This window comes from Paenibacillus sp. GCM10027627 (assembly GCF_042675505.1).
Lineage (GTDB): Bacteria > Bacillota > Bacilli > Paenibacillales > Paenibacillaceae > Pristimantibacillus.
This window is the reverse complement of record NZ_JBHTHB010000003.1, coordinates 457,578-471,348: the sequence shown is the minus strand read 5'-3', so window position 1 is coordinate 471,348 and position 13,771 is coordinate 457,578. Positions and strand designations below refer to the sequence as shown.

The window sequence follows — 13,771 nt, the reverse complement described above, 5'->3', positions numbered from 1 at the left end:
TGCTTATGCTACCTTTTGAATGTAATTGTAACTCTTAAAACCTTGATTAGCTAGTTACATATTAAAAGGAGCGATGATGATGGGAATGAGCCGGACGGAGATGCTTTTGCTGCAAAGAGAGTTTTGTTGGGATAAGGAAGAGTGGATTGTGCCGCTGTCCGCGACACTGGATGGTTTATCGGCGCAACAGGCCGCGTGGAAGCCTGCGGGAGGCGGGAACTCCATATGGGAGACGGTACGTCATATGAATTATTACAATAAGCGCGTTTTGCAGCGGTTGGCAGGAGAAGCGGTAGGCCAGGCGGACGAAAATGCCCAAACCTTTATTGCAGAGGAAGCTCAGGAGTCGGAGGATGAATGGAGGGCTGAATGCGAAGATGTTCATCGTCTGTCAGCAGAGCTGCATCAAGCTATAGCCGGGCTGTCCGAAAGCGATTTGGAGAAGCCATACGGTTCTTCAACGACCTGTTGGGAGCTAGCGGCTTGGGTGCTGCATGACGCGTATCATAGCGGACAAATTGTGCTTTTGCGGAAGCAGCAGGGGATTTGGCGAAATTAGAGCGAGGCTCCCTTATTTAGAGTTATTTTAGTGGATTTATTGTGGTTAATGAATGAACCGTTTTAAATGAACCGCTTTAAATGAAATGAATGCGATGAACCGCATTAGTGTGCTAGCAAGGGGGCTGTGGGGAGTAGTAAGCAACCTTTGATCTCCTTTTTCCGTCGATTGGGAGAGGAGTGTGGGAATAGATGCCAAAATGGACGGCGTTATTGATGATGGCTTTGTTTGTTTTAGGTTTGCTGCTGTCAACTGAGGCCGATGCCTTAAAATGTATGGAGCCTCCGCCGATTCAAAAAGCTTATGACGATTATGATGGGGTGGCTCTGGCGAGTGTCGACAAGATTAAAACCCGCCGCGATCACCGAATCGTCCAACTGACCATTTTAGAAAACTTTAAGGGATTGGAAAAGAAAACGATAAAGGTAAAAGAAAACGTGAGCTGGGGATTAAGTGTTGAGGGCAAGCGTTACGTTTATTTTTTAGAGAAAAATGAAGATGGAAGCTGGGAAAATCCGCTTTGTTCCTTAATGAAGGAAGAGGCGGCTGCAGGAGAGCAGCTTGAATTTTTGAGGGAACTTCATCAATCGGCAAAATCTCCGCCGATTTCTCTAAAGCAGGCGTCAGAAGCGGTTACGGATGAAGGAAGAGGCGGATTAGTGATTGAGAATGGAACATATGGAGCCGAGACCAACCTTCTGCCCCCTGAGAAAAAGGCTTCGTCGTTCCCGTGGGGATACATCGCCGTCCCAATTGGCGTAGTTGGATTTGCCGTGTTCGGTATAATCCATTTTCGCTCCTACAAGAGAAGGGACTGAACGGGTATTCTTTACCCGCTTTCTACTGTAGGCTAACGGAGGCCATCTGCGCAAAGAGCAGGCCCCGCAGATTAGTGGTTTGTGGCACAATTAAATGTGCCGGAAGGCGCTTTCCGCGCGGTCTAGTGGTTTCTGGCACAATTAAATGTGCCAAATGGTGCTTCCCGCGCGGTCTAGTGGTTTCTGGCACAGCTAAATGTGCCGAATGGTGCTTCCCGCGCGGTCTAGTGGTTTGTGGCACAATTAAATGTGCCGAAAGGCGCTTTCCGCGCGGTCTAGTGGTTTCTGGCACAACTAAATGTGCCAAATGGTGCTTCCCGTGCGGTCTAGTGGTTTCTGGCACAGCTAAATGTGCCGAAAGGCGCTCCCCGTGCGGTCTAGTGGTTTCTGGCACAGCTAAATGTGCCAAAGGGCGCTTCCCGCGCGGTCTAGTGGTTTCTGGCACAACTAAATGTGCCAAAGGGCGCTTCCCGTGCGGCCTAGTGGTTTGTGGCACAACTAAATGTGCCAAAGGGCGCTTCCCGCGCGGTCTAGTGGTTTTTGGCACAATTAAATGTGCCAAATGGTGCTTCCCGCGCGGTCTAGTGGTTTGTGGCACAGCTAAATGTGCCAAATGGTGCTTTCCGCGCGGCCTAGTGGTTTGTGGCACAACTAAATGTGCCAAAGGTGCCTCTTCCCACTCAATTTAGTGGTCTCTGGCGGTCTGCCCCTCATTTTGGGCACTATCGGCACTCGTAAACTCGCCCCTCACTTACAAAAGCTAGCCTATCCTAATCAAGTTGCTTCGATTGGAAAAGCAACGGACCAGCCTTACGCTTTTTTTTAGGAAAAAAGCCTGTTGCGAGAAACGCTGCATGCCAAGCAAGAGCGAGCAAAACAAGCGTATTTACGCCCATGTGCAAATTAATAATAGACCATACATAAGAGGCGTATACGAGCAGCAATCCGGTGATGATCAGACAGACGCTTCTTATGAGGAATTTGAAATATCCGGCCTCTTGATGACGGAACAAAAACTTTCTTGTACCGTTGCTGATCCGAATGCCTGCCACTAATACATATAGCCCTAGGCTTGCGCCGACGATCAAGTTTAGCGCGGAGTTCCACTTTCTTTTTTGGACAATATATTCGTAGTTTTCCGGCATTTGTCCCGTTTGATATTCTACCCATGCATGATAAACATCCTGCCTTAAATCAACTCCATAGTCGCTGTTGGTCAAAATGACAATACCGTCGCCCTCGCTCGGAATAAAGCCGTAATATGCATGCCATCCACGATTATCTCCCGAACGGTACATCAAAGTCCGCTGATCGGGCAGTTCAGTCGCAAACAGATCCTGCTCCACAACTAGAAATTGTTCTGTAAGCAAACCCCGCTCAGCACTATCCCGCAGTTCTCCCGTAAACAAGTCAGGTCTGTTGTCCGTCACCGACCCCATTGAGGCCAGCATAAAGGTCATCATATCGGAGGCCGTCGTTTGCAAACCGGCAGCGGCCGACTCCGTAAAGCGGTATCCCGGCAGCTCCTGCCCGAAAAAGCCATATGATTTGGATAATCTCGAATCAAGCGGCTCCTGCCAAAAGGTGCTGGATGACATGCCGAGAGGCTGCAGCACTTGCTCCGCCATGTATTGTTCAAATGGGACTCCCGTCACTTCCTCAATGACAAGCTGCAAAATCGTGTAGCCAGCCCCGGAATGAATCGCTTCAGTTCCCGGCTCGTCCGCAATTTCTACTTTTTGATTAAAGCTTCCTTCGCCAGACAAAGATTGTTCAATTGATTGCATAGGCCTGTGAAAAAGAGTACCGGGATAACCTCGGTGAGAGGGCAATCCGGCCATATGGCTAAGCAGCCTGCCAAGAGTGACTTCATTATGGTCAAACGGCGAACCGGGCAATTGCCAGCGAGACAAATAAGTCTCGACGGGATCGTCAAGCGACAGCAAACCTTGCTCCGCCAGCCGCAAAACTCCCCATGCGGTCAAGCTTTCAGATATGGAGCCGACTTGGAAAAGCGTGCCGTCCTCAATGGGCATTTTATTCTTTTTGTCCGAGTAGCCGTAATGCAGTGTTTCTGTGAACTGTCCATCCTGGATAAGGCCAATGGAAACGCCGGGAACTCCATAGAGCGCTTGCCATCTCGGCACGGATTCATCCAGCTTTTTCTTAAAAACAGATAGCTTTTTAATGGGCAATTGAGCTGAAGTTTGTTTGGCTTGTACAGTGCCTGCTGCTTGCCCGTCTTGTGTGCTGTCTGCTGTTGGCTCAGCTTGTCCACCGTCCGCTCCAGCAACTTGAACGCGGCCAAAAGGCGATTCAATCGCCATTGTGCAAATCAGAACGGTAAGCACCGCCGTTTTGTATAGCCATAACATGTTGGGACTGATGTTCAACGGTTCCGCACCTCTTTCAACCTGATAAAACCACTTTACCGGGGAACGGGGAGCAGCGCCATCGATCTGCCTTGCATTCACCTTACAGTATTGTCACTTGAAGGGATGGGAAATGAGTGGCCCAAATCGATATAATAAAAACAAGAGTTAGGCTATGGATGGAGGAGAGGGCAAATTGAATAAGCTCGTAGTGGTCGGCAGTTTAAATATGGATATGGTTAGCGGAGTTAAACGATTTCCTCTGCCGGGAGAGACGGTTGCGAGCAGCGGCACGGTTTTTGTGCCAGGCGGCAAAGGGGCGAATCAAGCGGTTGCCGCCGCGAGAGCGGGGGCGGAATGCGCAATGGTTGGGGCTGTAGGGCTGGACCCGTTTGGCGAGACGTTAGCGACTTCGCTTGCGGATTGCGGTGTCGACGTATCCTCTGTCATACGGAAAGAGGGATCGTCGGGAATCGCTTTTATTTCCGTCAACGAAGACGGGGAAAATACGATTGTGTTATCCGCGGGCGCCAATGGAGAGCTGACGGCAGCCGATGCGGCAACCGCCTTACAGGGAGAGGGCGTTTATGCCGTGCTTTTGCAAAATGAAATTCCATGGGACACCACGCTATCCGTGCTGCATCAAGCGAAGGCGGCTGGAGTCCGCAGCTTCTTGAATCCGGCTCCGGCGCGCGAGCTGCCGGATCATATTTTCCCGCTGCTGGATACGCTCATCGTGAACGAAACGGAAGCGTCCGTCGTGGCAGGCATGGAGGTGAACAGCGCGGACAGCGCCTCCAAAGCGGCAGATTGGATGCTTGGCAAAGGGGCAGACAACGTCATAGTAACACTGGGCGAGCAGGGATGCTTTTACGCTAGTTCTCAAGGGGATCGCATGTTTGTGCCCGCTTTTCCGATAAAACCGACCGATACGACGGCGGCAGGCGATACGTTTATTGGCGCTTATGCCGGAGTCCTCGCGGAAGGAACGGGGGCTAAGGATGCTCTCGTATTCGCCTCAGCGGCGGCAGCCATAGCGGTAACAAGAGCTGGAGCGCAATCTTCGATTCCAAGCAGGGCGGAAATAGATGCATTTTTAACGGAACGGGGGAAAGGCGAATGACGACGATTTTTGGTGCTATTGAAGGCGGGGTTTTGTCGCCTGAAATGATTATGTTTGGCGGAGGAGTGGATGAACGGGAACACCTCTTCCCGCCTGTAAGGGAAGAGGTGCGGAAGCTGCAGAACGGATATGTTCAACATGATGCTTTGACTGACGGTATCGAGCATTACATCGTAAAACCTGCGCTTAGTGAGTTCGCCGGATTAAAAGGAGCGCTTGCGCTCGCCGCGCGTGCTTCCCGTTCGGCTCCCTCAAAATAGGCGTTCTAGTCATTGCTGCTGGATGCTTCAGAAAGCAGTTCGAGGCTCCCGCGGCCGGACTACTTCCGAAGAAGCTCCCTCGTAATCTCGTTCGCCGCGGCTGCGGCCGACAGACCGTGCTTCTCCGCCTCTGCATAGACATGCTGCAAATTGCTGTAAATGCGCTCCACATCCCGTTTCGCTTTTGCAGCATCTGCACCCTCCAGCTCGGCGGCCGTCACAATGATTCCGCCCGCGTTGATGACGTAATCGGGCGCGTACCGAATGCCTCGTCTATGCAGCTTTTCCCCGATTCGCTCTTCCGCCAGCTGATTGTTAGCGGCGCCTGCGATGATCGAGCAGTCCAGCTTGGCAACCGCCGCATCGTCCAAAATGCCGCCCAGCGCGCAAGGAGCAAGCACGTCGCACGGGACATAGAGCAGATCGTCCGCCGCGCATATGGCGGCATTAAATTCTTTCTCCGCAAGTAAATTTCTCCCCGGATCGATATCCGCCACGATCAATTTTGCTCCATCCGCATGCAAATATCGGCATAGGCGATAACCTACTTTTCCTAAACCTTGGACGGCTACAACACGGTTTTGCAGCGATTCGGAGCCGGTCGTTTGTTTCAGCGACGCTTTGATGCCAAGGTAAACCCCATAAGCGGTCATTGTCGCCGTCAAATCGTTTACCGCCCCAAGCGAACCCGTCACATCCGTCACGTAAGACGTTTCTTCCTTCACAAAATTCATGTCTTGAACCGTCGATCCCAGATCGAGCCCCGTTATATACAGGCCGTTCAGCTTTTGCAGCTCTCGCCCTAATTCCCGGAACAACTGCTCTCTGGTTCCTTGCCCCGGCTGCTCCAAAATAACCGCCTTGCCCCCGCCGTAAGGAATGCCGGAGATAGCCGATTTGTACGTCATTCCTTGTGCCAGACGAATAGCATCGCAAACGGCATCGGCTTCGCTGGCGTACCGCTTCATGCGGCAGCCTCCAAGTGCAGGCCCAAGCTTCGTATTGTGTATGGCGATGATGGCTTTGAAGCCGATGGAACGATTTTGCAGAAAAATGAGCTCTTCATAGTCGTGCTTCCAGATGTCCAAGCGAGCTCCCCCCTTGCCCGAATCCAATTGCTGTTCTTACCAGCTTATTCGCATATACATGCCTCGGAAACCCCGGCCTAAGCGGAGCGGCAGAAGCCCGCAGCGAATGCCGGCCTGCGTTCTGTCATTACTTTTGTCATAAATGTCACGAAGGTTTGCTAGGCTCTATACGCTTTTGTGAGCGGGTGGTAAAATTTGATTGAATTTGTATATGAATTGCAGAAGAAATCCGCATTAGGCGGGAGTAAAGGATGGCGGCGGAATGATATCGATCATGATTGTGGACGACCAGAGGCTGCTGCGCGAGGGGCTGCAAACGATCCTCCAAACGGAGGAGGAGCTGGTCATCGCTTGCGTTTGCGACAATGGCATGGATGCATGGAAGCAGGCGAAGGAATACAAGCCGAATGTGGTGTTGATGGATATCAAAATGCCGGTGATGGACGGAATAGAATCAATGAAGCGGATTAAGCGCGATTTGCCGGATACCATTGTGCTCATGCTGACGACATTTGCGGATGAGCGATTTATTGTGGATGCGATGGCAGGCGGGGCGGACGGTTTTTTGCTTAAGGATATGCCAGCCAAACAAATCATTCAAACGATTCGGGAGGCGATAAACGGCGGCGTAATGCTTCCGGCGGCAATCGCTTCCAAGCTGGCGGCGAAGCTGTCGCTGCTTTCGACCGATAGGGCGGATCAGTTCGATGAAGCCAAGCTAAGGAAGCAAGGCTGCTCTTTTACCGAGCGCGAGCGGAAAATCATGCTTCTGATGATAGAAGGGTACTCCAACCGTCAAATCTCAAGCACTCTTTTTATGAGCGACGGGACCGTTCGCAACTATATCAGCGTCATTTACAACAAATTGGGCACGAGCGATAGAAGGGAAGCCGTTCTTCTCATGAAGGAATTTATGCTCGATGAGCCGCAATAGCGCGAAGGGGAGTGTGATGATGTCCCGTTCCATTAACCGCTTTTCTTTGCCTCTATGGCTGCTCACTTGTGCAATTGTGCTAGGCACCTTCCTGCCAGCGATGCTGGTGGAGCGTCCTAATTTTGTTGCTCCGGAGCGCAATCAGCTTACGGTATTCGTGAAATATTGGGAGGTCGCATTCGGATCGGAAGTTCCATCCCAAGGGGCTTGGACCCCTTTTGACAACGAGGTCAAAAGCAGCTTGGCTGGATACAAAGGCACGGTATGGCTGCGCCGGGATATGCCCGATATTAATTGGCACAGTCCCTATTTATTTTTTTCAGGAATGACTCAGTTCGAGGTACAGATTGGTGAAAAAATCGCATACAGCTTTAACAGCGAGTCTATGAAACGATTGAGCTTTAGAAATGTTTTGCACCCAGTAGCCATAAACCAGTCGGATGAAGGCAAGTCTATTCTTATTCGGTCGGAATGGGAAGGACAACCTTTTATCGGCAGCGATCTTATTATAGCGGGGGAACCCGATCAAGTTCTGTATGCCATTATGCAGGCGGAAATTGGCTATCTCCTGTTTGCCGCTCTTTATTTGGCGGCGGGCGTCGTCGCTCTGGCGATGTTTATCCGGCGCCGCATCAGGCTTTACGGCTGGTTTATGCTTATGGCGTTTATGGTGGGGCTGTCGCTCTTTTTTTCTTGCAGATTGCTGCAATGGTTTGTGGATGTAAGCGCAATTTATTATTGGAAGGAAATATTGATGCCTGTCGCGGCGTTTGCTTTTTTCGGCTTTTACGGCGAAGCGCTTGGCATGGCGGGGAAACCACTTATTCGAGCGGGCAGCTGGCTTTCCATCCTCCTTTTTGTTGCCGCTTTGATTGCCGGAGTGTGGGAGCCTTCCCTCTATTGGAAAATGATGACCGAATATATGGTAGTCGTAGCTGTTATAGGGGTTCTCATTATATCGTATGCCTTGTTTCGCTATCCCCGCCAGCCGGAACGAAGAGGGGAGCGGATATGGCTTCTTCGCGGCTTTTGGGTATTGGCGATTTGTTTTGTATCCGCCTTGTCGTTTGCGATGTTTCCGGTTGAGGTGAACAGCTGGCAAAGAATCAACAGATATTTGTTTAGAGTAGTGGAAGGCCTCATGGCTAACGGCCTGCTTCTATTTATGGTGAGTATGGCAATGGTTATCGTCAGCAGTGTAAGGAGGCTTCATGCGGAGTCGGACCTGAATGCGGCCCAGCTTGTGGAAAAAAACAAGGAGCTGGAGCAGTTTCATCGCAATTTGGAGCAGCTTGTGGAGACACGTACCTCGGAGCTTGCCCAGGCCAATCGGAGATTGTCGGTGACCATGCGCGAGAAAGCGGAATCGCTTGCGGAAATATCTGTGCTGGAGGAGCGCAGCCGGATCGCTTACGAGATGCATGATGTGGTGGGACATACGCTAACGGCCGCGATTGTTCAGCTTGAAGCGACCAAAACGGTGGCGGTAAGGGAAGGAGCCATTCCGGAGGAGAAGCTGGATTTGCTGAGCGGACTGGTGCGCAAAGGGCTGGACGACATTCGCCGCACCGTTCGGCTGCTTAAGGCGGAAGAACCTCCGACGCTGACGCTGGAGGAGTCCTTGAGAGAGCTGATCCAGTATGCGGAAGACACGATGGAGGTGCGCATTTATGCCGATCTTACGCTCTCGCCCGAGCTGCCTCTAGGCAAGCTGGCGGAGCATTCTATTTGCCATGCCTTGCAGGAAGGGCTGACCAATGGGATCAAGCACGGCCGATGCAGCCGGTTCTGGTTTTCGGTGCATTTGAGCGGGGAGACACTGCGGTTCCGGCTCATCAATGACGGGGAGCCGTTTGATACCGACAGCTCTCGCGGCTTCGGGTTAACCTCTATGGAAGAGCGGTTCGAACTGCTTGGCGGTTCCGTAACCATCAAGGCAGCGGAGGGGGAGAATGGCTCTCCAATGGGCTGCTTACTCACCATTGAGCTGCCGCTGTTGGCGCCTTCACAACCCTAACCCAACAGTTTCTTTTGCCCGGCGACCGCAGGTCCAGCCCTCAAAGTGACAGACATGACATTTAACCGGCAATTGCATGCAGGTCTAGCCCCAAAGTGACAGGCATGACAAAAACAATGACATCCGGTCACTACATGCCGCCTTTGTCCTCTATTACAATAAAAGGAAATGGATCCAAGGGGGCGTTACAATCATGAAGAAGCATTACGATGTCATCATAGTCGGGGCGAGAGTAGCTGGGTCGGCACTGGCGTATGAACTTTCCAAAGTGGGGTATGAGGTGCTGTTGCTTGACAAAAGCACGTTTCCGAGCGATACGCTGTCGACCCACAATTTCTTTAACAATTCACTAGCGATGCTAAGAGAAATGGGAGTGCTGGATCAGTTGCTGAAGACAGACACTCCGACGTACAAGCGGGCTTACATTCAATTCGAGGATGCCGTCATTGACGGCCATTTCCCGGAGTCGGCCGGGGAGACGGAATGTTTGTGCATTCGGCGGATTCATTTGGACGACATTTTGTTCAAACACGCTTCCGGGCAGCCGGGCGTGACTGCTTTGGAAGGATTCCGCGTAACGGATGTCGTCAAGGACGGGGAGAAGGTTATCGGAGTGACGGGCACGACCCGGGACGGAGAGAAAGAAACCTATTATGCTAGCCTTGTCGTCGGCGCTGACGGAAGAAATTCCAAAATTCGCAGTCTGGTGGGCAGCGCATGCAAAATGGCGGTACCGACCGACTTTGCATCCTACGTCGCCTATTTTTCAAATTACAAACAAAGCGGCGAAAGCCATGCGGAGCTTTACAAAATGGGCGACAAAATCAGCATTGTGTTCCCGACCAGCGACGGTCTCCATGTCATCGGAGTCATGTTTCCGCTCGCTGACGAGGAGTGGATGGCACGCTTCAAAGCTTCGCCAGAGGAGGCGATGCGGGCTGTCGTGGATGAGGGACTAGCCGATACGCCGCTGCCGGCAAGGCTCCAAGAAGCTAAGCTGGAAGGATCGGTGAGAGGGCTGCTCGGTTACGACAACGATTGGCATCAAGGAATGGGGCCGGGCTGGGCGCTTGTAGGCGACGCCGTTACGTTTAAAGATCCTGCGGTCGGGCAAGGGATGCAGGACGCTCTTTACGGCACTCGTATTTTGACCGGAGTATTAACTGGCACTCAGGATTGGAACGCGAGCTGGGGAGAAATGGCCGAGCGATACGATGGGCTGCTGGAGCATAAAATGACGTTTCATTTCCATATGGCCTGCGGCCTTACGAAAAACAATCCGTTTACTCCAGAGCAAAGATCAGGAAATCTGCTTATAGCTGCAAGCCCGGAGGCGACCTCAGCCTTTCTTGGCCTTTACAATCGGGCAAACGGCCCCGAAGAGCTGGAGCGAGCCGTTCTCCGCATCATGTCCTCGGGAAGGACTGCAAAAGGAGCTGCAGCCGAATAGTCGGTACAAGAGTCTCGTTTCTAAATCGAGGCTCTTTTATTTTTGAAAAGCGAAAACACCCCTTAAAAAATGGAGAAAACGGGCCGCTTTGGCGAATTCCTACTCTTTTTCGCTTATTTGTGTTATCCTTAGACGCTACGCGCTTTCAACTTAATGATTAACGTTATGAAATAGGAGAACTGTAATGACGACATTTCAAGACCTTCATCTTATACCTGAACTTTTAAAAGCTTTGGCAAAAGAAAATTACCAATCGCCAACGCCAATTCAAGAGCAAGCCATTCCTTCCGTGCTGAAGGGGCAGGACCTGCTGGGCTGCGCTCAGACGGGAACGGGCAAAACGGCTGCTTTTTCTTTGCCGATCATCCAGCTATTGAGCAAAAGAGGGGGCAGCTCCAGAGCGAAAGGCCCTATCCGCGCTTTGATTTTGTCCCCGACTCGCGAGCTGGCCCTGCAAATTTCGGACAACATTCAGGCGTACAGCCAGTTTACGTCGTTGAGCTGCCTCGCTATTGTGGGCGGTGTTTCGCAGCACGGGCAAGAGCGGGCGCTTGCGAAAGGCACCGATATTTTAATCGCCACGCCGGGCAGGCTGATGGACTTGATGAATCAGAAGCTCGTGGATTTGCGGGCGGTCGAGGTGCTCGTGCTCGATGAAGCCGACCGGATGCTGGATATGGGCTTTATTCACGATGTCAAACGGATTATTGCCAAACTGCCGGAGAAGAAGCAAACCTTGTTTTTCTCTGCGACGATGCCGCCTGAAATTGCGCAGCTCGCCAATTCGCTGCTCGTAAATCCGGTAAAAGTAGAAATTACGCCTGTTTCGTCGACCGTTGACCGGATCAGCCAGTCCGTTTATTTGGTAGATAAGGATAACAAGCCAGCTTTGCTGATCGATCTGCTGCAAGACCAAAAAATTACCTCCGCGCTGGTATTCACCCGAACCAAACATGGTGCGGACCGCGTCTCTCGCGTGCTGAACAAGCACAACATTGCCGCTCAGGCCATTCATGGAGACAAGTCGCAAAACTCCCGGCAAAATGCGCTGAATCAGTTCAAAAATGGAACGATTCGCGTCCTAGTCGCAACGGATATTGCGGCCAGAGGCATTGATGTGGAAGAGCTTTCGCATGTGTTCAACTTCAACCTTCCGAATATACCGGAGACGTATGTGCACCGAATCGGCCGGACGGGCCGGGCGGGCAACAGCGGAGAGGCTATATCCTTTTGCGAGAGCGATGAGCTGCCATATTTAAAAGATATTGAGAAGCTCATTAGGAAAAAGGTTCCCGTCGTTCAGGAGCATCCGTATCCCATGAAGGGCGTGAGCGCTGCAGAAGCTTCAAAGCCATCGTCGGAGGGAGCAAAATCATCGAGGCCGGCATCCGGCAACCGGAGGAGAAATCAACCGGCGGCAGGGAAACCGGTAAGCGGAGGAAAGCCGTCAAGCGGTGTCAAACCTCAAGCTGGGAATAAGTCGCGCCCATCGTCAAACTCTTACAAGCCAAACGGTGGAAGCAAGCCGGAAATGGGCGGCTCGGGCTCTCCTCGTCAAAATCGAAAGCCGCATCCAGATAGACAAAATGGCAGCAGCTCCAGCTCGCAAAATCAGGCTGCAAGAAACTCTATTTCTGTACTGCCTTCGCCTTGGGCGAATTCCACTTCAAAAAAATAAGGTAGACAACGCGTTTAAAAACGCGTACCAAGAAGCGTTTGGCATCCTGCCAAGCGCTTCTTTTACGATTATTTTATACAGAAGCCGCTATTTTCCGCCGTGAATTCGACATTTAATGATTGTCCATGCAACCTTTCCTATTGGGAGAGTCGTCTAGCGTGAAAAGGGGTGTTCAAATGAAAAAAGTGGTTTTGTTCATGGCGTTAACGATGCTTCTTTCCGTTCTTCTACAGCAGGGTAAAGCGGCGGCATTGAGCTGCGTGGAGCCGGGTACGATCGAAGAAAGCTACGCAAAGTACGAGGGAGTCGTACTGGCGAAGGTAACAAAGGCGACTATAAGCAATCAGAACAACATAATGGAAGTAAAGGTCATATCGAGCTATAAAGGGGTAACAGAGGAACGGCTGACCGTTACCGAAAATGCATCCTGGGGTAATTTAAACGGCCCTGGCGAGGCAGGCTCCGAATATTTGTTTTTTCTGAAATCTATGGGAGAAGTATGGGAAAACCCCTTATGTTCGCCTTCGGTTGAAAAGAATAATGCCACCGCTGAGCTCGCTTTTTTGAAAGGAAAAGAAATTGCCGTTTATCCAGTCGCTGACGATCAAAATCATACCAATCAGGGCTTGAGTCCCGTCGTCGTCCTCTCCATAACCTTAATTGTGATAGCGGCGCTTGGGTTTGCGATTTACTCTAGAGCCAGAAAGAAAAAGTAAGCGCATACTCTTCTTTCATCATGTCAGGAGGGGATGATTAGCGGTTTAATCGTGCTTGGATTGATATTGTCCGGCTATAGGGCGTCGGGTATAATGGGCATACGCTTCATGAGAGAAATGGAATAACAGTTTGATCCAGGGCTCAACAGGATTGGGCTGCAAGATGAATTTACTCCGTTTAAAGGAACCTTCCACCATAAAGGTTCTTTTTATATCCCAAAAAAGAGAATAGGAGTGGGGAAAGATGGATCACTATTTGTTCACGCATCTTGAATTTGTTCGAAAGCAAACGCTGGAGGCGGCGAGCGGTTTGACGGAAGGGGAGGCCGATCTCATTCCTGACGGATTCCGCAACTCGATCCGCTGGAATTTGGGCCATATTTATGTGGTGCTGGAGAGGTTCGCGTTTCAATACATCGGACTCCCGCAGCAGCTTCCCGACGGTTTTAAAGAAAGATTCGAATTTGGCACCTCCCCGCTCACAGCTGGAGAGTTGTCTTCCCCTACACCGACTTTGCCGGAATTGGAAGGGTTGCTCGCCGGACAAATCGGTAGAATAAAGGACGCCTTGTCCCTCCGGCTTCAGGAAAAGACTCCGCCGTATACGACGTCAAAGGGCGTCACGCTGGATAGCCCCGAGCAGTTTTTGAGCTTTGGCCTATATCACGAGGGAATGCACTTTAGTGTAATTAAACTTTATAAAAGGTTGTTAACCGAGTAAAAATTTAAGTAGAGAAACGTTTCATTTTTTGTGCA

Annotated in this window: 12 protein-coding genes; 10 read left to right on the top strand and 2 right to left on the bottom strand. The window is 51.2% G+C overall.

What is annotated here, in order from left to right:
• Window positions 1–73: 73 nt before the first annotated feature.
• Entirely contained in the window at window positions 74–559 is a 486-nt protein-coding gene (locus ACFQZE_RS13990) for a DinB family protein (protein WP_379357920.1), read from the top strand.
• Between the two features lie 191 nt (window positions 560–750).
• Window positions 751–1,377, top strand: a complete 627-nt coding sequence (locus ACFQZE_RS13985) for a hypothetical protein (protein ID WP_379357918.1) — start codon at window positions 751–753, stop codon at window positions 1,375–1,377.
• A 770-nt stretch (window positions 1,378–2,147) separates the two neighbouring features.
• On the opposite strand, the gene ACFQZE_RS13980 is transcribed toward ACFQZE_RS13985, so the two are convergent.
• Complete coding sequence (locus ACFQZE_RS13980; protein ID WP_379357916.1) at window positions 2,148–3,770, bottom strand: serine hydrolase domain-containing protein; 1,623 nt, start codon at window positions 3,768–3,770, stop codon at window positions 2,148–2,150.
• A 175-nt stretch (window positions 3,771–3,945) separates the two neighbouring features.
• Between ACFQZE_RS13980 and rbsK the strand changes: the two genes are divergently transcribed.
• Both rbsK and ACFQZE_RS13970 read left to right on the top strand, forming a co-directional pair.
• Entirely contained in the window at window positions 3,946–4,872 is a 927-nt protein-coding gene (gene rbsK, locus ACFQZE_RS13975; RefSeq protein WP_379357914.1) for a ribokinase, read from the top strand.
• Window positions 4,869–5,132, top strand: coding sequence for an ROK family protein (locus ACFQZE_RS13970; RefSeq protein ID WP_379357912.1), 264 nt, complete (start codon window positions 4,869–4,871; stop codon window positions 5,130–5,132). Before rbsK ends, ACFQZE_RS13970 begins: the two co-directional genes overlap by 4 nt.
• Before the next feature lie 59 nt (window positions 5,133–5,191).
• Here the strand turns inward: ACFQZE_RS13970 and ACFQZE_RS13965 are convergent, their stop codons facing one another.
• The gene (locus ACFQZE_RS13965; protein WP_379357910.1) at window positions 5,192–6,220 is read right to left on the bottom strand and encodes a Leu/Phe/Val dehydrogenase; all 1,029 of its coding nucleotides are present in this window, start codon (window positions 6,218–6,220) and stop codon (window positions 5,192–5,194) included.
• A gap of 262 nt (window positions 6,221–6,482) precedes the next feature.
• Between ACFQZE_RS13965 and ACFQZE_RS13960 the strand changes: the two genes are divergently transcribed.
• The 6 genes from ACFQZE_RS13960 (at window position 6,483) to ACFQZE_RS13935 (ending at window position 13,736) form a co-directional block, all read left to right on the top strand.
• Window positions 6,483–7,154 (top strand): response regulator, encoded by a 672-nt coding sequence (locus tag ACFQZE_RS13960; RefSeq protein ID WP_379357908.1) that lies wholly within the window; start codon window positions 6,483–6,485, stop codon window positions 7,152–7,154.
• A complete protein-coding gene (locus ACFQZE_RS13955; RefSeq protein WP_379357906.1) occupies window positions 7,141–9,171 on the top strand; it encodes a sensor histidine kinase in 2,031 nt (676 codons plus the stop codon). The genes ACFQZE_RS13960 and ACFQZE_RS13955 overlap by 14 nt, the downstream gene beginning before the upstream one ends.
• Window positions 9,172–9,364: 193 nt before the next feature.
• A complete protein-coding gene (locus tag ACFQZE_RS13950; protein WP_379357904.1) occupies window positions 9,365–10,621 on the top strand; it encodes an FAD-dependent monooxygenase in 1,257 nt (418 codons plus the stop codon).
• Between the two features lie 184 nt (window positions 10,622–10,805).
• Entirely contained in the window at window positions 10,806–12,299 is a 1,494-nt protein-coding gene (locus ACFQZE_RS13945) for a DEAD/DEAH box helicase (protein WP_379357901.1), read from the top strand.
• Window positions 12,300–12,475: 176 nt separating this feature from the next.
• A complete protein-coding gene (locus ACFQZE_RS13940) occupies window positions 12,476–13,015 on the top strand; it encodes a hypothetical protein (RefSeq protein ID WP_379357899.1) in 540 nt (179 codons plus the stop codon).
• A gap of 244 nt (window positions 13,016–13,259) precedes the next feature.
• Window positions 13,260–13,736 (top strand): DinB family protein, encoded by a 477-nt coding sequence (locus ACFQZE_RS13935; RefSeq protein WP_379357897.1) that lies wholly within the window; start codon window positions 13,260–13,262, stop codon window positions 13,734–13,736.
• Window positions 13,737–13,771 lie beyond the last annotated feature (35 nt).